At 69.7% G+C, this 25,453-nt stretch carries 17 protein-coding genes and 3 pseudogenes; 11 read left to right on the forward strand and 9 right to left on the reverse strand.

The window, feature by feature from the left end; genetic code table 11:
• Positions 1 to 51 precede the first annotated feature (51 nt).
• The gene (locus AC3ETA_RS21630) at positions 52 to 681 is read right to left on the reverse strand and encodes an EboA domain-containing protein (RefSeq protein ID WP_432194552.1); all 630 of its coding nucleotides are present in this window, start codon (positions 679 to 681) and stop codon (positions 52 to 54) included.
• A 258-nt stretch (positions 682 to 939) separates the two neighbouring features.
• Here AC3ETA_RS21630 and AC3ETA_RS21635 point away from each other — a divergent pair, with 258 nt between their 5' ends.
• The 4 genes from AC3ETA_RS21635 to AC3ETA_RS21650 all read left to right on the forward strand — a co-directional run bounded on the left by AC3ETA_RS21635 (position 940) and on the right by AC3ETA_RS21650 (position 8,467).
• Positions 940 to 2,106: an ROK family transcriptional regulator gene (locus tag AC3ETA_RS21635; RefSeq protein WP_432194553.1), complete on the forward strand. Its 1,167-nt coding sequence runs from the start codon at positions 940 to 942 to the stop codon at positions 2,104 to 2,106.
• A 285-nt stretch (positions 2,107 to 2,391) separates the two neighbouring features.
• The gene (locus AC3ETA_RS21640; RefSeq protein WP_432194554.1) at positions 2,392 to 5,124 is read left to right on the forward strand and encodes a ricin-type beta-trefoil lectin domain protein; all 2,733 of its coding nucleotides are present in this window, start codon (positions 2,392 to 2,394) and stop codon (positions 5,122 to 5,124) included.
• Positions 5,125 to 5,213: 89 nt separating this feature from the next.
• On the forward strand, positions 5,214 to 7,502 hold the full coding sequence (locus AC3ETA_RS21645) for a family 20 glycosylhydrolase (RefSeq protein WP_432194555.1): 2,289 nt from the start codon (positions 5,214 to 5,216) through the stop codon (positions 7,500 to 7,502).
• Positions 7,503 to 7,723: 221 nt separating this feature from the next.
• The gene (locus AC3ETA_RS21650; RefSeq protein WP_432194556.1) at positions 7,724 to 8,467 is read left to right on the forward strand and encodes a CAP domain-containing protein; all 744 of its coding nucleotides are present in this window, start codon (positions 7,724 to 7,726) and stop codon (positions 8,465 to 8,467) included.
• Between the two features lie 27 nt (positions 8,468 to 8,494).
• Here the strand turns inward: AC3ETA_RS21650 and AC3ETA_RS21655 are convergent, their stop codons facing one another.
• A complete protein-coding gene (locus AC3ETA_RS21655) occupies positions 8,495 to 10,066 on the reverse strand; it encodes a sigma-70 family RNA polymerase sigma factor (protein ID WP_432194557.1) in 1,572 nt (523 codons plus the stop codon).
• Positions 10,067 to 10,501: 435 nt separating this feature from the next.
• On the opposite strand from AC3ETA_RS21655, the gene AC3ETA_RS21660 reads away from it, so the two are divergent.
• On the forward strand, positions 10,502 to 11,977 hold the full coding sequence (locus AC3ETA_RS21660; protein ID WP_432194558.1) for an LPXTG cell wall anchor domain-containing protein: 1,476 nt from the start codon (positions 10,502 to 10,504) through the stop codon (positions 11,975 to 11,977).
• Between the two features lie 150 nt (positions 11,978 to 12,127).
• On the opposite strand, the pseudogene AC3ETA_RS21665 reads toward AC3ETA_RS21660, so the two are convergent.
• Positions 12,128 to 12,745 (reverse strand): annotated as a pseudogene (locus AC3ETA_RS21665) (3-keto-disaccharide hydrolase); the annotation flags it as partial.
• Between the two features lie 19 nt (positions 12,746 to 12,764).
• Between AC3ETA_RS21665 and AC3ETA_RS21670 the strand changes: the two are divergent.
• Positions 12,765 to 13,693, forward strand: a pseudogene (locus AC3ETA_RS21670) (IS701 family transposase); the annotation flags it as partial.
• Positions 13,694 to 13,748: 55 nt separating this feature from the next.
• Here the strand turns inward: AC3ETA_RS21670 and AC3ETA_RS21675 are convergent.
• Positions 13,749 to 14,876 (reverse strand): annotated as a pseudogene (locus tag AC3ETA_RS21675) (DEAD/DEAH box helicase); the annotation flags it as partial.
• On the reverse strand, positions 14,818 to 15,666 hold the full coding sequence (locus tag AC3ETA_RS21680) for an acyl-CoA dehydrogenase family protein (RefSeq protein WP_432194559.1): 849 nt from the start codon (positions 15,664 to 15,666) through the stop codon (positions 14,818 to 14,820). The gene AC3ETA_RS21680 and the pseudogene AC3ETA_RS21675, both read right to left, overlap by 59 nt.
• A gap of 156 nt (positions 15,667 to 15,822) precedes the next feature.
• Here AC3ETA_RS21680 and AC3ETA_RS21685 point away from each other — a divergent pair, with 156 nt between their 5' ends.
• Positions 15,823 to 16,683, forward strand: a complete 861-nt coding sequence (locus tag AC3ETA_RS21685; protein WP_432194560.1) for a PaaX family transcriptional regulator — start codon at positions 15,823 to 15,825, stop codon at positions 16,681 to 16,683.
• A gap of 51 nt (positions 16,684 to 16,734) precedes the next feature.
• Here AC3ETA_RS21685 and AC3ETA_RS21690 read toward each other — a convergent pair whose 3' ends face one another.
• From AC3ETA_RS21690 to AC3ETA_RS21705, 4 genes are all read right to left on the reverse strand, one after another.
• Complete coding sequence (locus tag AC3ETA_RS21690) at positions 16,735 to 17,604, reverse strand: PaaX family transcriptional regulator (protein ID WP_432194561.1); 870 nt, start codon at positions 17,602 to 17,604, stop codon at positions 16,735 to 16,737.
• Positions 17,605 to 17,668: 64 nt separating this feature from the next.
• Complete coding sequence (locus tag AC3ETA_RS21695) at positions 17,669 to 19,060, reverse strand: alpha/beta hydrolase family protein (RefSeq protein ID WP_432194562.1); 1,392 nt, start codon at positions 19,058 to 19,060, stop codon at positions 17,669 to 17,671.
• A gap of 230 nt (positions 19,061 to 19,290) precedes the next feature.
• Positions 19,291 to 19,512 carry a PaaX family transcriptional regulator C-terminal domain-containing protein gene (locus tag AC3ETA_RS21700; RefSeq protein WP_432194563.1) on the reverse strand — a complete coding sequence of 74 codons (222 nt, stop codon included), beginning with the start codon at positions 19,510 to 19,512 and terminating at the stop codon, positions 19,291 to 19,293.
• The gene (locus tag AC3ETA_RS21705) at positions 19,513 to 20,073 is read right to left on the reverse strand and encodes a hypothetical protein (protein ID WP_432194564.1); all 561 of its coding nucleotides are present in this window, start codon (positions 20,071 to 20,073) and stop codon (positions 19,513 to 19,515) included. It lies immediately after the preceding gene.
• Between the two features lie 279 nt (positions 20,074 to 20,352).
• Here AC3ETA_RS21705 and AC3ETA_RS21710 point away from each other — a divergent pair, with 279 nt between their 5' ends.
• The 4 genes from AC3ETA_RS21710 to AC3ETA_RS21725 are packed head-to-tail and all read left to right on the forward strand — an operon-like array spanning position 20,353 to position 25,238.
• The gene (locus AC3ETA_RS21710) at positions 20,353 to 21,933 is read left to right on the forward strand and encodes an ATP-binding cassette domain-containing protein (RefSeq protein ID WP_432194565.1); all 1,581 of its coding nucleotides are present in this window, start codon (positions 20,353 to 20,355) and stop codon (positions 21,931 to 21,933) included.
• Positions 21,930 to 22,820 carry a branched-chain amino acid ABC transporter permease gene (locus tag AC3ETA_RS21715; protein WP_432194566.1) on the forward strand — a complete coding sequence of 297 codons (891 nt, stop codon included), beginning with the start codon at positions 21,930 to 21,932 and terminating at the stop codon, positions 22,818 to 22,820. The genes AC3ETA_RS21710 and AC3ETA_RS21715 overlap by 4 nt, the downstream gene beginning before the upstream one ends.
• Positions 22,813 to 23,982 (forward strand): branched-chain amino acid ABC transporter permease, encoded by a 1,170-nt coding sequence (locus AC3ETA_RS21720; RefSeq protein WP_432194567.1) that lies wholly within the window; start codon positions 22,813 to 22,815, stop codon positions 23,980 to 23,982. Before AC3ETA_RS21715 ends, AC3ETA_RS21720 begins: the two co-directional genes overlap by 8 nt.
• Entirely contained in the window at positions 23,979 to 25,238 is a 1,260-nt protein-coding gene (locus tag AC3ETA_RS21725; protein WP_432194568.1) for an ABC transporter substrate-binding protein, read from the forward strand. Before AC3ETA_RS21720 ends, AC3ETA_RS21725 begins: the two co-directional genes overlap by 4 nt.
• Positions 25,239 to 25,453 lie beyond the last annotated feature (215 nt).

The raw sequence follows: 25,453 nt of genomic DNA on the forward strand, positions 1-25,453 counted from the left end.
CATCGACATAAGTAGCGCAGAGGGCCAACAGAAGGTGGAGGCGTTCTCCGTTCAGCCCTCCCACCGGCCGATGACGGCGTTCAGATCGGCCGGCACGGCTTCTCCCACTGCCGCACGCTCAGCCGCGTAGTCGCGGAGCATTCGGATCAACTCGGCGTCCGTCCGCCGGGACAGGTCCCCCACCGCGGTCAGCGGCATCGCCAAGGACAGGCATTTCAGCACGCCGTCGCGCCAGGACGACTGATCGAGGTACGTGGCAGAACCAGGCCCCAGCGCGGCGGCGACCAGCCGCGGATCGTTCGTGCCCAGCGCATCCCGCACCAGCCCCACGGACCGCTCCCCCACGCCCAGCATGGGTAGCGCGCGCAGCACCGCGCGTCGCTCGGAGCTGTCCCCCAGGTGGTACACCGAGTCGACAGCCGCGGCCAGCTCCGGGCCGTCGAGCGGCAGAGCACAGAGCATCAGGGCCCGGGCCGCCTCGTCCGCCGTCCAATCCTCGAAGCCCGGGCCCAACGCGGCACAACCGCAGCGCAGCCCGGCGCCCGCCGAGAGCGTCATGACCGATTCCGGTTGTTCCGACACCACTGCGCAGGCGTCTTCCACCCAGACCCGAGCCGCCGGGGAGAGCAGCCCGGCCAGCCGAGTGCGGAGCTGTTCGGGAGTGACGAGTCCAGAAGCCATGTGTCCGTCTCCATTGGTCCAGCGACCGACAACGCAGTCGACAGCCCTGCAGAACCTGTTTGCTGTCCGGAGCCGGCTTCGCCCATCCATCCCGCCGCTTTGCGGATTTGTTACACAGTTCCGTCACCGACGTGCACAATTGCGCCGATCCTGCGCGGATCTACGGGCGTCCATCACCTCGGTCACGCTCGGAAGTGACCGTCAGACATCCGAACCTCGGGCCTGTGACATCATCGATCGCGAGCGGAGGAGATCACGTTGACGACAGACACGGCCGGCGCCGGCGAACTGCTGACGATCCTGCGCGACGGCCGGTCCCGCACCCGCGCGGACCTGGTCAAGCTGACCGGCCTGGCCCGTTCCACCGTCGGGATGCGCCTGGACGCGCTACTCAAGCAGGGATGGGTCGTACCCGAGGCCGAAGCCGTGTCCTCGGGCGGACGTCCCGCCGTCTCCTACGCATTCAACCCGGAAGCCCGTGTCGTGCTCGCCGCGGACCTGGGTGCCCTGCACGCACGCGCCGCCGTCACCAACCTCGCCGCCGGCATCCTGGCCGAGCGGCGAACTGAACTCGCCATCACCGAGGGGCCGGAGACGGTCCTCGGCTGGCTCGCCGACGCCTTCACCGAACTGCTCGAAGAGACCGGGCACACACGCGAAGAGGTCAGCGGGGTGGGCGTCGGCCTCCCCGGCCCCGTATCGCACGAAACCGGCCGCCCGATCAACCCTCCGATCATGCCCGGCTGGGACGACTTCGACGTCGCGGGGTGGCTGGGCTCGCGGCTCGGCGCCCCCGTCCTGGTCGACAACGACGTCAACATCATGGCCCTGGGCGAGCACTGGTCGACGATTCGCGACGTCGAGCACATGATCTTCGTCAAGATCGGCACGGGCATCGGCTCGGGCCTCATCACGGAGCACCGGCTGCACCGCGGGGCCCAGGGGGCCGCCGGTGACATCGGGCATGTCCGGGTGGCCGACGCGGACCCGGACGTGATGTGCCCCTGCGGCAACACCGGCTGCCTCGAGGCCATCGCCGGAGGCAACGCCCTCGCAGCCCGGCTGCGCGCACCGGGGATCGAGGCACGGAACGCCTGGGACGTCATCGCCCAGGTCCGGGCGGCCGAGCCCGCCGCCATCTCACTCGTGCGTGAGGCGGGGCGGAACGTCGGTGACGTGCTGGCCTCCCTGGTGAGCTTCTTCAACCCCAGCGTCATCGTCATCGGCGGTGAGCTCGCCGAGGCCGGAGAGCACCTGCTGGCAGGTGTCCGCGAGCGCGTCTACAGCCGTTCCCTCCCGCTAGCCACCGCCAACCTCCAGATCCGCGTCTCCCGCCTGGGCGAACAGGTGGGCGTCATCGGCGCCGCAGTCATGGTCATCGACGAGGCCCTGGCCCCGGACGCGATCGACCGCACGCTCGCCTAAGTGACCTCGGCGAAGCGAGCCACGGGGCATCTGTACTTTCAGCGTCGACGGTCGCACTGAGAAGCTGACGCCGCCGCACAGCCGGCCCCCTTACGCCGTATCCTCTTACACTTTTGCTTGACGGTCGACATAAACCCTCTTACCCTCCCAAGTGACGGGTACACGTCACGTCTGAGCTGGCATGCCTGCACCGCCGCAACTGGTCCGGAGTTCTCCACCTGAGTCGAGGCGCGGTGCGCGTGCCGCCGGGCAGGGGCTCTGGACCGTTCCTCCGAGAGGACCGTCATGCCCCCAGTCCGCCACCGGTACCACAGACTCGGTGCCCCCCTGGCCCTGCTCCTCATCGCTTGCCTGACCCATGTGCTGGGCACGGCTGCGCCCGCCTCTGCCGCGACCGTCGGCTCCATCACCGGCTTCAGCCAGGCGGGCGACACCTTCACGATCACCGCAGGCCCGGCCAAGGTCCGGGTCGACTTCGCCCGCGCCGACATCTTCCGGTTGTGGCTCGCCCCCGACGGCACCTTCACGGACCCCGTCGGCAGCAAGCTCGCCACGAAGACCGAATTCGGCGCGGTCAACCCGACGTATGCCGATGCCGGTGACCACTACCGGATCTCGACGAACTCCCTCACGCTGAGGGTCTACAAGTCACCCCTGCGGTTCGCCCTCTACAAGGCGGACAACGACACGCTCATCTGGTCCGAGACCTCCGGCCTGACCTGGGACGCGAGCAGCGCCACCCAGAGCCTGTCCCGCGGTGCCGACGAGCAGTTCTACGGCACCGGGCTCCGCCTCGGTCAATGGGCGCTGCGCGGCATGTCCGTCCCGGTCAAGGTCGACAACCAGTGGAAGGAGAACACCAACGCCAGCCCCGCGCCGTTCTACATGTCGACCAACGGCTATGCGGTCATGCGCAACACCTGGAAGCCGGGCCAGTACAACTTCCACTCCCCCGTCACCACCCGGCACGACGAAAGCCGGTACGACGCCTACTTCTTCGTCGGGGACACACCCAAGAACCTCCTCGGCGACTACACCGACGTCACCGGCAAACCGTTCCTCGCCCCCATCTGGGGACTCGAACTCGGCAACGCAGACTGCTGGTCCACGTACAACACCGACCCGGAGCAGGGACCGCAGAACCGGCCCGGACACCTCAAGACCCCTGATGTTCTCGCCTACGCCCGCGACGCCCGCGCCAAGGACATGCCGTCCGGCTGGCTCCTGCCCAACGACGGCTACGGCTGCGAGTACGAAGAACTGCCGTCCACCGTCACTGAGTTGAAGAAGCTCGGCTTCCAGACGGGCTTGTGGACCGAGCGGAGCCTGTCGAACATCGCCTGGGAGGTCGGCACCGCCGGATCCCGCGGCGTGAAGACCGACGTCGCCTGGGTCGGCGGCGGATACGAGCCCGCCTTCGACGGGGTCCAGTCGGCCGTCAACGGAATCGAGTCCAACTCCGACGCCCGCCGCTTCGTCTGGACCGTCGACGGCTGGGCCGGCACTCACCGCAACGCCGTCGTCTGGACCGGCGACACCTACGGCACCTGGAACGACATGCGCTGGCACGTGCCCGCCATCGCCGGGGCGGGCTTCTCCGGCTTCAACTACGCCACGGGCGATGTCGACGGCATCTACGGCGGCTCCGGCCCCACGTACGCCCGCGATCTGCAGTGGAAGGCGTTCACCCCGGCGTTCATGACCATGTCCGGCTGGGGCGCCACCAACCCGTCGACCGGCTACCAGGACAAGCAGCCCTGGCGGTTCAGCGAGCCCTACCTGTCGGTCAACCGCAAGTACCTGAAGCTGAAGATGCGGCTGACCCCGTACTTCTACACCCACTCCGCAGGCGCCTCGCAGACCGGTGTGCCGACCGTCCGCCCCATGGCCCTGGAGTTCCCCGGTGACGCCGTCTCCCGGGGCAACCTCACCTCCCAGCAGTTCATGGCCGGCGACGCCTTCCTCGTCGCCCCCGTCACCTCCGACACCTCCACCCGCGACGACATCTATCTGCCCGCCGGCACCTGGACCGACTACTGGACCGGCAAGACCTGGACCGGACCGGGCTGGGTCGACGACTACAAGGCGCCCCTCGACACCCTGCCGCTGCTGGTGAAGGCCGGTTCGATCGTGCCGATGTGGCCGCAGATGAACCACAGCGGCGAAAAGCCGCACACCCCGATCACCTTCGACATCCACCCGCGCGGCTCCTCCTCCTTCACCCTTTACGAAGACGACGGGGTGACCCGCGCTCACCGGACCGGCGCGTCCGCTCGTCAGAAGGTCGACGTCACCGCGCCGACCCAGGGAACCGGCGACATCACCGTGAACGTCGGTGCCTCCCCGGGCAGTTACACCGGCAAGGCCGCCTCCCGCGGCTACCAGCTGGACCTTCGAGTCAGCAGCGCCCCGACCACGGTGAAGCTCGACGGCGCGACCCTCACCGCTCACGCCACCAAGGCAGCCTTCGACGCCGCCACCACCGGCTGGTTCTTCGACCCGGCAGCACGCTCGGGCACGCTCCACATCAAGACCGGAACCAAGTCCACCAGCGCGGCCTTCACCGTCGTCGCCTCCGGCGCCACACTGCCCAACGGAACCGCGCCCACCGGCGACGCCCCCGGCACCGGCACACCGACCGGCCCGGTCAAGGGAGTCGGCTCCGGCCGCTGCGTGGACATCCCGGGTGCCAGCACCACCACCGGTACCCAGCTCGTCATCTGGGACTGCCACAGCGGCCCCAACCAGACCTGGCAGCTCTCGTCCGACGGCACGATCCGCGCCCTGGGCGTCTGCATGACCGCGGCCACCCCCACCGACCTGGCCCCGGTGACCCTCTCCCCCTGCACCGCCGCCTCCACCCAGCAGTGGACCTACGAAGCCACCGCACAGCGTCTGCGCAATCCCGCCTCCGGCAAGTGCCTCGATGTCAACGCGGGCGCCAGCGCCAACGGCAGCAAGCTCATCCTCTACACCTGCCACACCGGCACCAACCAGCAATGGACCGTACCCAGCTGAGGTGAGCACGCCCGGTGTGGGACGGAGGGAATGCCGTTCCACACCGAACTCCCCCCATTCCGGCCGTTGCATCCTCACGAAGGAGTTCCATGAGACGCCTTGCCGGTGTGATCGCCGCGCTCCTGAGCGCCGCGCTTCTCACTCTCCTACCGTCGCCGACGCAGGCCGCCCCGGCCGCGGCACCCGGCCAGCAGGCCATTCCCGCCCTGAGTCAATGGATGCCCGCGTCCGGCTCGTACACCTTCACCGCCGCGAGCAGGATCGTGGTCGATCCCTCCTTCGCGGCCCAACTCGACGACGACGCCGGGACCTTCGCCGACGATCTGCGCGCGCAGACCGGCCGGACTGTCCCGGTCGTGCACGGCACGGCCGCGGCCGGGGACGTCCGGCTCTCCCTCGGCGGCAGTGCACCGGCCGAGGGATACACGATGACGGTCGGATCGAGCATCGAGATCAAGGCGTCGAAGGACACCGGCGCGTTCTACGGCACCCGGACCGTGCTCCAGCTCCTGCGCCAGTCGCCGACCATCGCCGCGGGCACCGCCACCGACGCGCCGGCCAAGCCCGAACGCGGACTCATGGTCGACCAGGGCCGCAAGTACTTCACCGTCGACTGGCTGCGCAAACACATCAAGGAACTGGCCTACCTCAAACTCAACACCTTCCACTTCCACCTGTCCGACAACTTCGGCTTCCGGCTGGAGTCCAGCACCCACCCCGAGATCGTCTCCGCGCAGCACTACACCAAGCAGGAAATCCGGGAGCTGGTGGCTTTGGCGGCGAAGTACCACATCACCATCGTTCCCGAGATCGACTTCCCAGGGCACATGGACGCCATCCTCGCGGCGAAGCCCGAACTCAAGCTGAAATCCAGCAGCGGCGCGGTCCGCGACAGCCTCATCGACCTGTCCAAGGAGGCCTCCTACACGCTGATTAGCGATCTGATCAAGGAGTACCTGCCGCTGTTCCCCGGCAAGTACTGGCACATCGGCGCGGACGAATACATCGGCCACTTCGGCGACAGCTACAGCGACTACCCACAGCTGCACACCTACGCCAAGGCAAAGTACGGCGCGAACGCCAAGCCCAAGGACGTCTACTACGGCTTCATCAACTGGGCGAACGACATCGTCCGCGCCGGCGGCAAGACCATGCGGATGTGGAACGACGGCATCCGGCACGATGACGGCACGATCAACCCGGCCGCCAGCATCCATGTCGAGTACTGGTACGACTACGGACTCACGCCGCAGCAACTACTCGCCCGCGGCCACACCATCTCCAACCAGTCCTGGAACCCCACCTACTACGTGCTGGGCGGCAGCAAGCCGGACAACAAGTGGGGCTACGAGACATGGCATCCCAACCTGTTCCAGGCCGGCGGCACCATCGACCAGCCCGCCCGCAACCTGGGTAGCAACGTCCACGTATGGGCCGACTCGCCGGGCGCCGAGACCGAGGACCAGATCGCCGCGGGCATCAAGTACACCCTGCGGGTCATCGCCCAGCAGACCTGGGGCTCGCCGAAGCCTGTGCCGACCTACTCCGAGTTCACCCAGCTCTCCGACACCATCGGCCGCTCCCCCGGCTGGGTGCGGCCGATCCCGGGCAACCTGGCGTACAACCGCCCGGTGACGGCCTCCTCGACCGAGACACCGTCGTTCTCCGCCGCCCAGGCCGTCGACGGAGACCCGGCCACCCGCTGGTCCAGCGCCCACACCGACCCAAGCTCGATCACCGTCGACCTCGGCTCGAACGTCCCGATCAGCCGGGTGGTCCTCCGCTGGGAGGCCGCCTACGGCAAGGCCTACCAGGTCCAGACCTCCACCGACGGCTCCACCTGGACCACTCGCCACAGCACCACCGAGGGCGACGGCGGCGTGGACGACCTGACCGGCCTCACCGGCACCGGCCGCTATGTGCGCATGAACGGAACCCAGCGCGGCACCACCTACGGCTACTCGCTCTACGAATTCGAGGTGTACTCCCCCGCCCGGACCGGCCAGATCAAGGGCGTCGGCTCAGGGCGCTGCCTGGACATCCCCGCCTCCCAGACCTCTCCCGGTACCCGACTCACCATCTGGGACTGCCACGGCGACGCCAACCAAACCTGGACGCCGGCCGCCGACGGCACGGTCCGATCGCTCGGTGTCTGCATGACCGCAGCCGCCACGACCGCCGGAACCCCGGTCACCGTCTCTCCCTGCACGCCCTCCGGCACCCAGCTGTGGGCCTACGAAACCGACACCCGCCGCCTGCGCAACACCGCGTCCGGCAAGTGCCTCGACGTCAGCGCCGAAGCCACCGCCAACAACAGCAAACTCATCCTCTACACCTGCCACACCGGCGCGAACCAGCAATGGACCCTGCCCACCTGACGGAGGTAACGAGCACATAACGCGGCGGGACGGCTACCAGGGACCGAACTCTTCCGGAGTGACAGCCCCTTGGGCTGCGTGCGACCGCTGTCGCACGCAGCTCCTGCCCCTCCGGAGTAGTCCACATGCCACGTCGTTCTTCCCGCACCACGCACGCGTCAGCGGGGCTCTTCACCTCTGCCGAACCGGCAGTCGGCATATCAAGCAACACACGTGCTGAGGTGCGCCGCGAGCGAGCGGCACAACGCCGCCGTACCGTCGTCGTGGCCGCGGCGACCGCGGTCGTGATCGCCGGGGGCACCGCCGTCGTACTGAGCGACCCGTCGGAGTCCGACGAGCCCCGCCCCTTGGCCGCGGTGGAGTCGGCCGCTCCGGCGAGGGCCGTTGCCCCGCAGAGCCCTTCGCCGTCTGCGACCTCCCGGTCCGCCACTCCCTCCACCAACTCCCCTTCCTCCAAGCCGAGTCCCAGCAAGACGGCCGCATCCCGTCCGAAGCCGAGCACCGCCGGGCCGAAGCCTGAGCCGGAGCCCATGCCCACCCGGACGCCGCAGCAGGCACCCCCGGCTGCGGCCGCGCCCGCCGGCGTCGCCGAGCAGGTCCTCGAAGTGGTCAACGCCGAACGCGGCAAGGCGGGATGCGGTCCGCTCGCCCTGAACGGCAAGCTCACGACGGCGGCCCAGCGCCACTCGGAAGACATGGCGGCACGCCACTACTTCGACCACACCAACCCTGACGGGAAGGGCCCCGGCGACCGTGTCACCGCGGCCGGCTACAGCTGGCAGAGCGTGGGCGAAAACATCGCGGCAGGCCAGGGGTCCCCTGCCGACGTGATGGGCTCGTGGATGAACAGTCCAGGTCACCGCGCGAACATCGTCAACTGCGACTTCAGGGAAATGGGCCTGGGAATGTACGACGACGCATCCGGAGGGCCGTGGTGGACGCAGGTCTTCGCCACCGGCTGGTGAGGAGGAGCACCAGCCGGACGGCGGTCGTCAACCGCTGAAGGCGTCCCCCGCGTAACGGAAGCGCAGCGAAGGCGTGTTGTAGTAGTTCGCTGTCGTGCCGATGGCTGGAGAGTGGGGATTGCCCTGTGCGGCGTTGTGCCAGTCGTCCAGACCGAGGTAGTACAGGCCGGATCCGAGCTGTGCGAGAACGACCTTGCCGTCCCCGCCCGCGTGATACGTCCAGCGGGCGGTGGGCTCCGTCGACGTGCAGGCGGCGCGCTGCTGACGGACCGGGGCGCCGTCCGCCTCAGTACCCGAGTTGGCGAGGCACATCCCGGTCGCGTAATTGCGAAGGCGTACCTCGTGTGCGGCGCGGTCGACGAGCAGCTCCCACTGTTGCGTGCGGCTGCCGTCACACGCGGCCTCGTAAGGCTCGGCGCCCTCGACCGGGTCGATGTCCATGCACCTTCCGGTGGACACGATCGGTAGCTGGGTCCGGTCGGTCGCGGCGGGCGACCAGGACGGGGGCGGCGACGCGGTGGGCCTGCTCGGCGAGGGCGTCGGGGTACGGCTCGGGGACGATGACGGGGACTCACTCGGTTTCGGAGGGGGAGTTGAGGTGGGGGCGAGGGCGGCTGCCCTCGGAGCGGGGGCTTCTCGGGGCTCGTCGCCGTCCCTGAAGGGGAGGTAGACGCCGACGGAGATGGCCAGCACGACAGTGCCGATGCCGACCGCCTTGAGGCCCGTACTCATACCGGATGCGGTCTTGTGGAGGTCGGCCGCGGCTCCGCCGGCACCGGCGGCCTTCGACCCGTACGAGGCTCCCGCCCACAGCAGGACACCGGCAGGGAGCACGACACCCAAAGTCTTGTTCAGGTCGCGCAGTTCGAGACTCGCGTGGCGGCAACGGGGGCAGTCCGCGAGGTGCCGCTCCAGGCCCTGATGGCGGCGGCGCCCGGCGCGGCGGATCGAGGCGGCGAGCAGGCCCGTGTAATGGCGGCATTCCTCCGACGCATCCGGATCGCTGGCGTACTCCGCCAGATACGCCTCCCGCAGCCCTTCTCGGGCACGCGCCGTGAGCGAGGCGACGCCGCTCGCACTGAGGCCGAGCAAGGGCGCGATCCGCTCCGGCGACTCTCCCTCGACCGCCGAGTGCCACAGGACGGTCCGCCAGCGTTCGGGAAGACTGCGAAAGGCGCGAACCACCTGGTTGCCCTCCTCCTGGTGCAGCAGCCACTCCTCTCCGCTCTGCGCCATCGGTGCTTCGGACAGCCAGGCCTCGAAGTCGGGCGCGAGTTCCGTGCGACGCGCTGTCCGGCACCAGGCGGCCGCGGTCCGGCGGACTGTCGTCAGGAGATAGGGGCGCCAGGCGTCCTGAGGGCCGCTGCCGCCCTGTACGGCCCGCAGCGCCCGGGCGAACGCCTCCGAGGTCAGGTCCTCCGCAGTGTGCGAGTCCCGGGTGCAGGTGCGCGCGTAGGCCAGCACCGGAGCGCGGTGTCGCCGGTAGAGCTCCTCCGCTGCGGCCTGGGCGTCGCCAGGCACGCCGCTGCGTATGTGGACGGTCAGGTCGGCGTCGCTGCTTGCCGCTCCGGCGGCGTCGCCGGGGGTGCTGTTGCGCATATCGGTCATTCTCTGGGCCGGGGACGGGACGAAAGCATCTCCTCTGCAGGAAGCAGGCTATGAGTAAACCGTCCCGCGGCGTTATCGAACCGTTACGCGGTCCGTCCGGCGGATATACGTGACGTGGTGACGTACAGGGCGGGTAGCGGCGCCGCACTGGGGGTTGTGGCACCGCCACCCGCTGACCCCCTGTCCTCATGACCACGGGAACGTCCTGGCACTGCTCCTCTCGCCTGTGCCGTATTTGGCCTTCGTTGAGGGAGAAGTGAGAGCCACTCGGCGCATCCCGGCGCTTTACCGATGCTTTACCTTTCCGCTGCGGACGGCGGTCCAGTTGGACGCCCGCCGCGAATCGTTGTTACGGTCCTGCCCGACCCCCTGCACTCCGGCCCCGGGCCGCCCTGCCGCGCTGTCCCGCGAGCAGAGGAACCGAGTGTGAGCACACGACACAGACTGAGGTGGGGATTCACCGTCCCCGCAATCCTCGGCATGGTGATGGCCCTGGCATGGACCCTGATCGGTCTGCCGGGCTGGACCGGCACGGCGAAGGCCGCACCCGCGGGGAAGCTGTCGGCTGCGGTCACTCCCCCCGTGGCCTGCGACAAGAAGGACAGTCCGGACAAGGGCTGGATCCAGGTCTTCTACGTGTACCGCAACGGCGAGAGCCGACTCGAGGAGATGCGTGACACCGTCAAGCGCATCGCCTGGAACATCGACCAGACCTTCGAGGCGAGTGCCCAACGCTTCGGACAGGGCGACAGCCGCAGGCTGCGGTTCGTGCAGGACGACAACTGTCAGATCGAGGTCACCCCGATCGGCGCCGACCTCCCGGACAAGCTCAGCCTGGGCGAGGCTCGAGGACATGCGGACAACTGGATCAAGGAGCACTTGCTCAAGGACGACGGCGGCTATTTCGGTCGGCACAAGCCCGTCTACTTTGTCGACGCCGAAGGTGTGGACGGCTGCGGACTCGGCGGTGGCGCCCATGCCGGTGGTCTCGGCGGCGGATGGGGTGGGGTGACGTTCGGGTGCTGGGGCGAGCAAGCCCTCACCCATGAACTGATCCACGCCTTCGGGCTCAACCACTGCAACGGCGCCGACGACCAGGGCAACGACCCCATCTGCCGCGGCGCCGACCAGACACCGCGCTGCGACGACCTGCTGGCGGGGACCGTACTGGACTGCGCGAAGGACGAGTTCGCGTACTTCCACCCGCGGCCCGCACCGGGCAGCCCGCTCGCCGAGAACCCCGAGGGGAACATCGCCAACAGCCCGTACCTCATCAAGAACCAGCCGGCGCCGCCGGTGGACGCCCAGCTGGTGGGAACCAAGGGGCGGTGCCTGGCATCCGGGGGTGCCGGCAAGGCGGCTGCCCAGAAGGAGTGCGGGGACGACACCGTGTGGCGCCGCACCATCAGCACCGACGGCTACTTCCAGTTGGAACTGAAGGGCACGAAGCAGTGCCTCAGCAGCACCGAGTCCGGCGACAAGGCGCATGTCCTGAGCGCCTGCGACAAGGGGGACGAGCGGCAGCACTGGATGATGTTCGACGCTGCCGGCCCGGACAAGGAGCACTACAAGCTGGCGAACCGCGCGACGAAGGAGGAGGCGCGGATCGCCGATGAGGCGGAATTCAAGATGCACTTCAGCGTGGGGTCGGCGACCACCGACACCGAAGGCACCGAGCCCACCTCCGACGAGCCGTCCGAGCAGGGTGCGGAACCGCAGTCGGACGGCACCAAGCCGGCCTCGTCCGACGCCGAGGACGACGCCGACCTCGCCGCGACTGGTGGCGACATGGGAACCTCCCTGTCGATCGCGATCGGCGCTCTCGCCCTGGCCGTGCTCGGTGGCGCCATCCTTATGAAGACCCGCCGCAAGCGCGCCGCGTCCTCCCACCGCGCACGCTGAGGTCGGGGGTGCCCGAGACACGGTGACTTCGGGCGCCACGGCCAGTGACGATGGTCCGGCGCAGCACCCCTCCCGCTACGCCGGACAGCACTCAGGGCTTGGGTGTTGGCCGTGTGGGCCCGAGAGTGTGGGGCCCACACGGCTGGTTGGTCAGGCGATGGGTTCGATCCAGACGTTGCGGAATCGGGGGTTGGCGCCTGGGTCGTTGTGCTCTTGGAGGCGGATCGCTGCGGGTGTGGGACCTTCGGGGATGTTGCCGCCGGGGCCGCCGTCGACAGCGATGTCGTTGTGGACCGTGGTGCCGTTCCAGACGACAGTGACGCGGGCGTTGTCGACCTTCACGCCCTTGACGTAGCGGGCGGCACGGAAGGTGATGTCGTAGGTCTGCCAGGTCCCAGGGGCGGTGGACTTGTTCTGGTCGGGGGCGCCTTTGTTGTAGATGGCGCCGGCTTCGTCGTTGGCCAGGGTGGTGTCGCCGTAGGAGTCGAGGACCTGGACCTCGTAGCGTTCTTGGAGGTAGACGCCGCTGTTGCCGCGGGCTTGTCCGGTGACGTCCGGCGGGTAGTTGGGGTCGAGCCACTCGACGCGGAGCTTGAAGTCACCGAATGTCTGCTTGGTACGGATGTCGCCACCGAGGGATTCCATGGAGCCGGACGCGACGGGCCAGGCGGCCTCGCCTCCGGTTCTCTTCTCCCAGGCTGCCAGGCTCGTGCCGTCGAACAGGGTCATCCGCGGAGCCTGGGCGACCTGGATGTTGTCGAGGTTGAGCTTGATCATTAACCGCGCCACTCCCGCCCACCGCTTCGCCCGCGGCCGGGCCGATCCGGCCTTCCGTACGAAACCGCAGCTGGCCGCCGCTCTCGCGGCCCGTGGGAAGGCGGCGGGCTTCGGCTGTCGGGCGGTGGTCGCCGACTGTGCCTACTCCGTCAGCGACACCTGGTGTCTGGCACTGCGCGAGGCCGGCCTGGCCTACGCGGTCGCGCTCAGGCCGCACCGCGGCACCTGGGCCCGGGCCGACCAGCCGCACACCCCCGTCGAAGCGGCCCTGCCCTGACCTGGTGCGATGCCAGGCGTCCCAGCGACTGGACACCCGTTCAGCGTCATTTCCGCGACGGGCACACCGAGACCTGGTGGGCCGCCGAGGCCCGCCTGGGCGGCTACGGCCCCGACTCACCCTGCCGGCTGATCGTGGCCACCACCGACCCAGCCGGCCTGCCGGAGAAGGCCACCTGGTACCTGGCCACCAACCTGCCCCACCCCGACGCACCCCACCACGCCACCAGCCCGCACCCGCCGGCCGACCTCGCCGAGATCGTCCATCTCTACGGCCTGCGGCCATGGATCGAGCAGAGCTACAAGCAGATCAAGGACGAACTCGGCTGGGCCGACTTCCAGGTCCGCTCCGACCGCGCCATCCGCCGCCACCAGACCCTGGTCAACTGCGCCTTCTCGTTCTGCTGGGACCAGTGGTTCACCCCACCCGGGCCCCTGGATGCCACCGCGCCGGATCCATGTCCCGAGGAGGGGCCAGAGAGGGGGCCCGGTCACACCCCACCGGCTCCAACAGCCCTGCTGGCCCAGGGCGTTACGGTCCATTCGTTCCTGGCTCACCCCCGCCACCACCCTCAGCCGATGGTGGCGGGCATGGACGGACAAGGACCCACACCCCGACCTCCAGGCCCTGATCGACGCAGTCACCACCGGACACGGCATTGACCTCTACCGCCGGATTAAACGAACTACCGGTAAGCGCAGCCCGGGGAAGCCGAGCTCAGCCGCCGCGCCGCACCCGGGCCGCCTCGCGGGCCTCCGCGAGCTTGCGGGCCTCGCTGCTCTTACGGGACGGCCTGCCACCAGAGCCACCCCTCGCGTCCTTGGTGCTGCCCAGGCCACGGAACGGGGCGTTGTGGTTCTTGGGGCGCGGTGCGGCCGCCCCGCGGTCAAGAGGCTGTCCGGAGGGTGCCTTGGCGCCGGTGATCCGGCTCAGCTCCGCCTCTCCGGACCGGACTTTGGTGACCTTGGGGATGACGTCGGCGTCGGCCATGACCTGGCTCGTCTCGCGGCGCTGTCCCGAGAGGACGAGGGTCACGACGGTGCCGGAGCGGCCGGCCCGGGCGGTGCGGCCCGCGCGGTGCAGATAGTCCTTGGGGTCGGTGGCCGGGTCGACGTTGACCACGAGGTCGAGGTCGTCGATGTGTAGGCCGCGTGCGGCGACGTTCGTCGCCACCAGGGCGGTGACCTGCCCGTTCTTGAACTGGGCCAGGGTCCGGGTGCGCTGCGGCTGGGCCTTCCCGCTGTGCAGGGCGGCGGCGGCCACACCGCTGGCCCGCAGATGCCGCGTCAGCTGGTCGACGCCGTGCTTGGTGTCCAGGAACAGCAGGACGCGGCCGTCCCGGGCGGCGATCTCCGTGGTCACGGCGTACCGGTCGGGACCGTGCACGACGAAGACGTGGTGCTCGATCGTGGAGACCGCGCCGGACGAGGGGTCCACGGAGTGGACGGCGGGGTCGCGCAAGTAGTCCTGCACCAGCTGGTCGACGTCGCGGTCGAGGGTCGCGGAGAACAGCATGCGCTGCCCGTCGGGACGCACCTGGTCCAGGATCTCGGTGACCTGCGGCAGGAACCCCATGTCACACATCTGGTCGGCCTCGTCCAGAACCGTGATGCGCACCCGTCCCAGCCGGCAGCCCTTACGGTCGATGAGGTCGTGCAGCCGGCCGGGCGTGGCGACGACGATCTCGGCGCCGTCCCGCAGCACGGCGGCCTGCCGTCCGACGGACACCCCGCCCACCACGGTCGCGAGCCGCAGCCGCAGCGCCGCGGCGTACGGGGTGAGTACCTCACCGACCTGCTGCGCCAGCTCCCTGGTGGGTACCAGAACGAGCGCCAGCGGCTCCTTGGGTGTCCAGGACCCGCCGCATGGTGGCGGCGGCGGTCACGGTGACGCTGATGCGCTCCTGCGGCAGGTTCCGCTTCAGGTACGCCAGGCCCTGCCCTTCCTCACCGAGGAGGTTCGCGGCCGGTACAGGGACATCGGTGAAGGACAGTTCGGCGGTGTCCTGGGCGGACAGGCCGAGCTTGTCGAGCTTGCGGCCACGCTCGAAGCCGGGCATGTCCTGCTCCACCACGAACAGGCTGAGCCCTTCCTGCCCGTCCTCGGCATCCGTACGGGCCACCACGATCACCAGGTCGGCGAGGATGCCGTTACTGATGAAGGTTTTCGTGCCGTTCAGGACGTAACCGTCCGCGGTGCGTTCGGCACGCGTACGTATCCCCCGCAGATCGCTGCCGGCGCCGGGCTCGGTCATGGCGATGGCCGCGACAAGACTGCCGTCGGCGAGCCTCGGCAGCCAGCGCGCCTTCTGCTCAGGAGCAGCGAGTTCGCGGAAGTAGGGGGCGATCAGGTCGGTGAAGCCGTTGATATTCATGACGACGGACGTGGCGCCGGCACGGCACAACTCCTCGTTGAGGACCGCGTTGTAGCGGAAGTCGTCCACACCGCTGCCGCCGTACTCCTCCTCCACTCCGAGCCCCAGCAGTCCGGCGGCGCCCGCGGCCCGGAACAGCGAGCGGTCGACCTGGCCGGCGGCCTCCCAGGATGCGAGGTGCGGGTTGACCTCCTTGGCGACGAAGGCCCGGGCCATGGCCCGGAAGTCCTCGTGGTCGGTGTCGTAGAGCTCGCGCTTCATACTGGCATGCCTCCTCGTGCGTGCATCAGGCGCTGCGACGCAGGGGCAGAGTATGTCGGATCCTTCCCGATCGGAAGGTAACCGACATGAAATTCGGGATGCGGAGTCCCCAAGGAAGAATGGGGGTGCGAAAGGCCGGAGGACGAGAGGCGAGGGATGAGGCTGCGCGTGGACCTGCCGCAGGACGAGGCGAAGAACAGCACACAGTTGCTGATCCTGGCCGTCTACGGGCGCTACTCACGGCTGCTGCGGGGCTGGTCCTCGGTGGCCGACCTGATCACGCTCATGGAGAGGCTGGGCGTGCCGGCCCAGGCGACGCGCTCGGCCGTGACCCGGATGACCCGACGCGATCTGCTCGTGCCGCAGCGACGCGGGACGGTCCGCGGCTATGCAGCGACCGCGAAGGCGCGGCTCGTCTTCGAGGAGGGCGACGAGGTCGTCTACGCCCCGCTGAAGCCGGCCCGGCTGGAGGACCGCTGGGTCATCGTCTCCTTCTCGGTGCCGGAGGCCGAGCGGGAGAAGCGGTACACCCTGCGCAAACGCCTCGTCTGGCTCGGCATGGGCCAGCTCGACAGCGGACTGTGGATCGCTCCCGCCCGCACCCTTCCCACTGTGCTGAAATGGGTGCGCCGGCTCGGCCTGGAGCAGTATGTCGACGCCTTCACCGCCCGCCACGAAGGTCTCGGCGACACCGCCGCGCTCGTTCGCCGCGCGTGGAATCTCGAAGAACTCGCCGCCTCGTACGACAGGTATCTGCGCTCCTGGTCCCCGGTGCTGGCCGCCCTCAGGGAGCCAGGCCGCGTCACCGAACCCCCTGACGCCTTCGCCGTCCACACCCTGGCCCTGGAGCAGTGGATGCGCTTCCCCTACCTGGACCCGGGGCTTCCGGCACAACTGCTGCCGGAGGGCTGGCGCGGCGAGGCCGCCCAGGAACTCGCCCACGGGCTCAGGGAACTCCTCGAGGCCATGGCCTTCGAGTATGTCGCCTCCGTGGTGGGAGAACCTGCCGAGCGGTGACGCCCGCCGCGGCGTGATCCGCCGGACCCGCGCCAGGTGCCCGAGCACCGCTCAGGAGGTCTCCAGGACCGTCGTCTCCAGCAGATCGGCGGCCACATGACGGGCGGGCTCCCCGGTCTGCTCCGCGATACGCCGGAAGACCTCTTCCGCCGAGCGGGCGGGCCAGTTGGGTGGCAGGTGCCGGGCGGGCAGCCGGGGATCCGTGCGGATGGTTCCCAGCCATTCGGCGACCAGGCACAGGTGGGTGGCAAGCGGGTCTGCGGAGTAGTCGCCGAGGTGGGTGATCCAGCGTTTCTCGAAGGCGGCGTAGCGGGCGGCGACGGCTTCCAGGTTCCAGGTGTCGCGGATCATCACGTCGATGTCGGTGGCGGCGTCGGCGCGCGCGTGGAAGATCTTGACATGGGCGGCGATGCCGAGTTCGGCGACGATCTCGGAGATGTCGACATCACCCGGTGCGATCCACAGTCCGCTGTAGAGGGGGCCGAAGCCGGCCCAGGTGAGCCGCGAGCGCAGGTCGTGACGCCGGTGCCGCCAGGCTTCGGGCAGCGAGAAGCCGAGCAGGGTCCAGGTGCCGTCCCAGTCGTCGTTGACCGCACTGGTGTGCCAGACCCGTTCCCGCCCCTTGTCGAGGATCTGCGTCGCGTGCGGGGTCAGGCCGAAGTACATGCGTCGGCCTTGCCGCCGGCGCTGCAGCAGGCCGCGGTTCACCATGCGGGTGAGGGTGGAGCGGACGGCGTGCTCGCCGACTCCCACACGTCCGAGGACGTCGATGATGCTGCCCGAGTACACGCACAGCGGGCCCTCTTCCAGGACATGGTCGCCGAAGAAGGCAAGCAGCAGCGACTGCGGGCGCAGTTGCGGACTGCCGGGCGCGGTCGCGGCGGCACCGAGGTACCCGTCATACGGGTCGGAAGAGTTCATTTCGGGGAGTGTCACATCGGCAAGGGTAAGGCCGCCCACCGTGGGCACGGCGGGCGGCGGGGCATCAGGGCCGGTACCGGTCGGCGGGGTGGGCGAGGTCATACGGGCGCGGGTGCGGTGCCGGGTGGTAGCGCACGTAGCGGGCAGGCGCGGCGGGGTCGTCCTGCGCGGCGCGGGCGTTGAGGGCGGCGGGCTCTGTGCCCTGCCAGTGGCCGGTGGTGATGCGGGTCTCCAGGGCGTGCAGGGCGGCGGACTGCTCCGCGCTGCTGAACGTGCAGTGGCCGGCGTTCTCGACGAATGCCTGGCGCAGCAGAGGTGCGGAGCCTGCCGCGGTGACCGCGCGGCGGTAGGCACTCTCCGCTGATACCGGGATGAGGCCGTCGCCGGTGGTGTGGACGGTCAGTTGCGGCTTGGTCAGCCGGCCGGTGAAGGAGCTGGTGCGGGCCATCCGTTCGACGGCCTTGGCGTCGGCGGCGATGCGGGGGGCTCGGTTCAGTGTGGCGAGGTCGGTCTTCAGGGACAGACCGGCCTTGGCGTAGAGCCCGCTGACCTCCTTGTAGAGGGGCGCGCGGTGGAGCATCGCGGTGTAGTCGACACCCGTGTTCCAGGACATGTTGCCCCCGACCCGGCTCTCGGCCTCCTGCCGCCAGGAGAAGGCGGGGAATCTGACCTGGAGCATGAGCGCCTGGTACTGGTTGGCCTGCTGGGCGTCCCAGTCGGTCGGTGCCGGCCGGGTCTGGGAGGGGTCGTTCCAGCCGGGGATGTCCTGTAGGGCCGCGGCCAGCGCGATACGGGCCCGTCCGGAGGCCGACTGCTGCGCCTCGGTGACGGCCGAGGCCAGCGTGTCGGCCGCCTCGGCGGCAGCCTCCTGGCTCCCCAGGCCGGTCAGGGGGATGTCCGTGTCCGGTGCGAGCAGCGTCTTCAACGCGAAGACCGGGTCAAGGGTGTTGTTCCAGTTGGCCACGCCGCCCTGGAGCAAGCCGCACATCGACAGTGATCCGCTGATGCGGTCGGGGTGACGTTCGGCGATCATCGCGGTCACCAGCCCGCCGTAGGAGGTGCCCCAGGCGATGGTGTGCCGGGCGGGACCGAAGTGCGAGGCGAAGGCGTCGAGCGTGGCGAGTTGGTCCGGCACCGCGTCGGTCACCGCCCAGCCGTTGCTCGCGTACGAGGAGCCGATGAGCGCGTAACCGTCTTTCAACAGCAAGGACTTGGTGGCGTCGTCGGGGGCGTTGCGCGCGGGGTTGGGCAGTCCGGCGGGGTTGTAGCCGTGGCTGTACAGCAGAACCGTGCCGTTCCAGGAGTCCGGCTTGTCCATCACGTAGGTCGCGCCGGACGGCAGCGCGCCCTCCAGGTGGGCGCCGGTCTCGGTCGCCTGGGCGGCCGGGGCGAGGGGTGCGGCGAGCAGGAGCGCCGCCAGGGCGACGAGCGCGCGTCTGCTGATGCGGGACTTCACGAAGCGGACTCCTTTGTCCTGGTCGCTCCGCACGAGCCTGGCCGGAGGCTTGCCGAGCCTTCGCGGTCCTTGTCGTCCGGAGGAATGACACCGCGAAGGTAGGCGCAGATGCTGCGACCGTCAAGAAGCTGCACAATATCTGAGAGTCGCCTGGATCCTCGTGCGCCGCACCGACGACCCGGGCGGGGGAACTCCCCGCCTCCGCCAGGACTCCCGGGACATCACCGGCGTCAGCCAGGCACGGCCGGCGCGAGCTCCCTGTCCAATCGCCGCTGCCCGGCCAGCAGGAGCGCGTCAAAGCACCGCCGGTACACCGCGGCGCTCCGTGCAGCCGGCCAGTCCGCGGGGAGGAAGCGCGCCGACAGGCCGGGATCCGCCCGCAGGACTCGCAGCCAGTCCGCCCCGAGAAGCGTCAACTGCTCCAGTGGATCCCGCCCTTCGGGCCAGGACAATCACGCCTCGATAAACCGTTCATGCCGTTCCCGGATCTCACCGACGGGCCATGCCCGCCGGATGAAGTCCTCGACCCCGACGCCGGGCAACGGCACCGCCGCGAACCACTCCGCCAGGCCCGCCGCCTCGGCGAGGTCGGCGTCGGCGAAGACGGCGCCGACGTCGACCGCCCCCGGCGCGATCCAGAGCCCGTCGCGCAGTCTGCCGAAACCCGCCAAGCTCAAAGCCGCCCGCAGCTGATGCCGCAGGTCTCGCCGGCTCTCCGGCATCGAGCAGCTCAAGAGGGTCCACTGTCCGTCAGGGTGCTCGAACGGCGCGGGCGCGGACACCCGCTCGTCGGCCTTGCGCACGATCGCCTCGGCCCCCGGCGACAGCCGGTAGTGCGCGGCCCGGCCGACCTGGATGCGCTCGAGCAGTCCCTTGCGGGTCATCCGGGCAAGGGTGGCGCGCGTGGCGGCCTCGGCGATACCGAGCCCGGCGAGCAGCCGGAGGAAGACCACCGTCGGGACCGGCGGCGGGGCACGGCCGCGGACCACCCCGCCGAAGAAGCTGAACACCAACGCCTGCGGACGGTAGCCGTGAAACGGTCCTCGCCTCAGGGCGGCGCCCCCCTCCGAGCCCGGACTCCTCCGAACTCCCCCCGCCCACCGCCACCCCTCGCCATTGGCACCGATCCGTCTCGATTCCGCCCTCGTTTTGATATTAGACAGATGATTGACGTGCGTCACGAACACATCTAACTTCTGCCTGACGTCAGCGCATCAGCCGCGACCTGCCGACGCTCCGCGCCGGGTCGCGAGCCGCATTTCTTCCTCCTCTCCCTGACGGAAAGGCTTCTCGTGCCCGACCCACTCCTCACCGTGGACGACCTCGCCGTCGCCTATGACGGCGCTGTTCAGGCACTGCGCGGGGTCTCCCTGCGGGTGGACAGCGGTTCCGTCGTGGCGGTGCTCGGCAGCAACGGCGCTGGCAAGACGACCTTGCTGCGGGCGATCTCCCGCTCGCTGCACAGCGTCAATGGCGCGGTCACCGGCGGCAGCATCCATTTCGAGGGCCGGGACCTCGCCCAGCGGGACGCCTCCCAGATGGTCCGCGCGGGGATCGTCCAGGTCCCCGAAGGGCGGCGCATCTTCCGCGACCTCACCGTCGAGGAGAACCTCCGGGTGGGCGGCTGCACCGTCCGCGACAAGCGTGCCCGCAAGGAGGCGTACGACCGGGTCGTCGACCTCTTCCCGGCCCTTGCGGAACGCCGCGATGCGCGCGGCGGCCTGCTCTCCGGCGGACAGCAGCAGATGCTCGCGATGGGCCGGGCGCTGATGGCGTCGCCCAAGCTGTTGCTCCTCGACGAGCCGTCGCTGGGCCTGGCCCCGCAGATGGTCGAGCAGATCGGCGACATCATTGAACAGATCCATGCGCAGGGCACGTCGGTACTGCTCATCGAGCAGAACGCCGCGATGGGCCTGCGCGTCGCGGATCACGCCTACGTGCTCGAGGTCGGGGCGATCACCGCCTCGGGGCCCTCGGCCGAGCTGGCGGCGACCGACGAGATCCGTGACCGCTACCTCGGTGTGGGCTCCACTTCCCCTCAGCGGACGGCCCCTGCGCAGGAACCGGTCGATGTGCCGGTGCACCTGCAGCGCCCGTCCAGAAAAGCCCAGCGGCTGCGGGTCGAGGATCTGACCGTCCGCTTCGGCGGCCTCACCGCGCTGTCGGACGTGTCCTTCACCGTCGAGGCCGGGACGATCCACGCGCTCATCGGCCCCAACGGTGCCGGCAAGTCGACCTGTATCAACGTCCTGGGGGGCGCCTACCGCGCCACCAGCGGCACGGTGCACTACGGCGACGCCAAGGTCACCGCGCTGCCGTCGCACCGGATCGCCGGCCTCGGTGTCGCCCGCACCTTCCAGAACATCTCACTGTCGCTGGAGGCCACGGTCGAGGACAACCTGCTCGTCGGCCGGCACCGCCTCATGCACGCCGGTACCGTCATGCAGGCCCTGCGGCTGCCCCGGGCCAGGAAAGAGGAGCGCGCCGAGCGCGAGACCGTTCACCGGATCGCCGCCCTGCTCGATATCGAGCGGCTCCTCGGCCACGAGGTGCACGCCCTCTCCTACGGCGACCGCAAGCGGGTGGAGATGGGCCGCGCGCTGGCGGCCGAGCCCACGCTGCTGCTGCTCGACGAGCCGGTCGCCGGTATGGCCCACGGAGAGTCCATGGCCATGGCGGACGCCATCCGGGCGGTCCAGCAGGAACTGGGGCTGTCCATCCTGCTCGTTGAGCACGACATGCCCTTCGTCATGGGCCTGGCGGAACGCATCACCGTACTCGACTTCGGCAAGCGCATTGCCGAGGGATCACCACAGGACGTGCAGCAGGACCCCGAGGTCCTGCGCGCCTACCTCGGAACGGCGGCAGCATGACCTACTTCCTCACCCAACTGGCCAACGGCCTGTCCTACGGCCTGATCCTGGGCCTGATCGCCGTCGGCTTCGTCATCGTCTTCACCTCGACCGGCGTACTGAACTTCGCGCACGGATCCGTACTGCTGAGCGGCGCGTACCTCGTCGCCGCGTTGCAGGGGCCGATCGGCTTCTGGGCGGCGGCCGCCGTCGGCGTCGTCGGTGCGGCCGTGCTCGGGGTCCTGATCAACGCGGTCCTCGTGCGCAACCTGGCCGAGGCGAATCCCGGGACGGCGGCCATCCTCATGCTCGGGGTCGACATCGTGCTGCTCACCGAGCTCACCCGCCGTATCGGCAACAACGTGCTCTCCATCGGCGCCCCTTGGGGGGCGGACGTGGTGTCCGTCAGCGGCATCACCCTGCCGACGAGCCGGGTGGTCGCCGCGGGCCTGGCCATCGTCGTGTTCGGCGTGCTGTGGTACCTGTTCGCGCGCACCGGCGCCGGCGTCGCCATGCGGGCCGCGGCCGCGGACAGCGACACCGCGGCGCTGATGGGCGTCCGGCCCTCTCGCACGGGAGCCGCCGGCTGGGCACTGGCCGGAGCACTCGCGGCGGTCGCCGGCATCTTCCTGTCATCCTTCCCCTCGCCCGGCGTGGCACCGACACTCGCGCTCAGCTCCTTCGCCGCCATCCCCGCCTGGGTGCTCGGCGGCTTCGACTCCGTCGTCGGTGCGATCGTCAGCGGCCTGATCATCGGCGTCGTCACCGCACTGGCGGTCGGCTACGAAGCCGAACTGCACTTCCTCGGGCGCGGCCTGGGCGAGGTCGTGCCCTATGCCGTGATGATCCTCGTCCTGCTCGTGCGGCCGTCCGGGCTGTTCGGCCGCAAGGAGGCCGTCCGTGTCTGACCTCATCCGCCGCGCCCCACTTGTCCTGGGCCTGCTCGTCGCCCTCACGCTCCCCCTGCTGCTCGACGACTTCTGGCTGCAGACCGGCCTGTTCGCCATGGCTGCGGCCGTCGGAGCGATCGGTCTCACCCTCCTGGTCGGCGTCGCCGGCCAGCTCTCCCTGGGCCACGCCTTCTTCGCCGCCCTGGGCGCGTACACCTACGCGTGGACGGTCGGCGATCCGGCGGGGCAGGAAGCCGGCCTCGGGCTGCCGCCGGCCGTCGCGCTGGTCCTCGCCGGAGTGGTGGCCGCCGTGGCCGGCGGTCTCTTCAGCCCGATCTCCGGCCGCCTGCGGGGCATCTACCTGGGCCTGGCCACGATCGGGCTGGTCTTCCTCGCCCGGCATCTCATGGTCAACCTCGAAACACTGACGGGCGGTTTCAACGGCCGGACCGTCGAGCCGTTCTCCGTGCCGGGCTTCAGCTTCAGCAACGCCGACCCGGACTACCTCGCCGTGGCCGGCGTCGAGTTCGAAGGCCTGCACCGGCTGTGGTACCTCTTCCTCGGCATCGCCGTGCTCTCCGCCTGGCTGGGCCGCAACATCCGCGCCAGCCGCACCGGCCGCGCTCTGGCCAACGTCCGCGACAGCGAGGTGGCAGCCGCCGCCATGGGCGTCAACGTGGCCCGGGCCAAGGCCACCGCGTTCGTCATCTCCTCCGCCTACGCCGGCATCGCCGGTGCGCTGATGGCCCTCGCCTACGGCCGGATCGCTCCTGACATCTTCGGCATCCAGCTGTCGATCGACTTCCTGGTGATGATCGTGCTCGGTGGCCTCGGGTCGATCGCCGGCGCCACAGCAGGCGCCGTGTTCGTGGTCGCGCTGCCTCTGGTCCTCGCGCAGTACAGCTCCCAGCTGCCCTTCCTCGCCGCCCCGGGCTCCGGAGGACTGGACGCCTCGGCCCTGGCCCGGCTGCTCTACGGAGCGGCCATCATCGCCGTCCTGCTCTTCCTGCGTGGTGGTCTGGCCGGCACCGCGAGCCGCATCCGCCACCGGCGCACAGCACGGCAACACGACACGAGCGGCCCACCTCCTGCCCCCACACCGTCACCGGACCCGTCCGGAGCGACGGTACCCCCACCCTCACAACCCGCCGTCTCCACCAGCTCGGAGGAAAAGTCATGAGAAACCGGACCCGCACCACGCTGGCCATCGCCGGCTGCTGCATCGCCGCACTCGCCGCGTGCTCCACCCAGGACCCAAACGCCTCCAAAGACGCGTCCGGTGGTCAGGGCGACGTGAAGACAGGCGCCGGTGTCACCGCTGACACGATCACGGTCGGCATACTCACCGACCTCTCCGGGCCCTTCGCCGCCGGCGCCGCGGTCCAGGTGGCCGAGACGAAGGCGTACTACGAGCAGCTCAACAAGGACGGCGGCGTCTGCGACCGCGACGTGAAGGTCGACGTGCAGGACCATGGCTACGACCCGCAGAAGGCCGTCACGCTCTACCGCAGCATGGCGCCGAAGGTCGTCGCGATGCAGCAGGTGCTGGGCGGCCCGACGTCGGCCGCCGTCCTGCCCCTGGCCCAGGCCGACCATCTCTACCTCGGCGGCTTCGGCTGGGCGGGCAACTCCCTGAAGTACGACAACGCCCAGATACCCGGCACGACCTACAGTGTCGAGGCCGCCAACGCCATCGACTACCTGGTCGACGAGCTCGGGGTCAAGAAGGGCGCCAAGGTGGGCGTCGTCTACTTCACCGGGGACTACGGCAACGACTCCCTGGCCGGTGCCGAGTACGCGGCGGCCAAGCGCGGCCTCAAGATCGTGCCGCAGGAGATCACCCCCAAGGACACCGACATGTCCGCTCAGGCGTCGGCGCTGAAGAAGGCCGGGGCGTCGGCGGTGGTCCTCGGCGCCGCCCCGCCGCAGCTCGCCTCGCTCGCCGGTGTCCTCGCCGCCCAGAAGGTGAACGTCCCGGTCATCGGACACGCCCCGACGTTCAACCCGGCCCTGCTGGACACCCCGGCCGGCCCGGCCCTGCTGAAGAACTACTACGCCGTCACCAGCACGGCCCCGTACAGCTCGGACGAGCCGGGCGTCAAGAAGGCCGTGGACCTCTACGAGGCCGCCGCGCCCAAGGGAGCGAAGGGCTTCGAGGTGCCGCTGGCCTACGCGCAGGCAGAGCTGCTGACCGATGCCATGAAGGGTGCCTGCGAGGCCGGGAACCTGACCCCGGAGGGCGTCGTGGAAGCGATGCGGAAGACCTCCGACCTCAACCTGGACGGCCTGCTCACCACGCCTCTCGACTACACCGACTCGTCGCAGCCGCCGACGCGCACCGTCTTCATCTCCCGTGCGGACGCCGACACACCGGGCGGTCTCAAGCTGGGCGAGACCTTCGAGGGCCCCAGCGGCAAGGGCTACACCTTCAAGTGAGCCCAGCCCCCAGCCCACGGAGCGAGCAGAGTTCCCAGCTCTCCGACCACCGGCCCGGCGGAACGCGTCACGATGACCTGCTCCGCCGGGCCACCCGGCCCGGGCGCCGGTGGTGTCCATGCTCTCTCGCGCACACCGGTGCCGGACCTCCCCGCATCCTGGATCCTCACGCTTGCCATCGGCCGGCCGGGACAGGCCGTGCACTCGCCCCTCTC

This window comes from Streptomyces sp. bgisy027 (assembly GCF_057710365.1).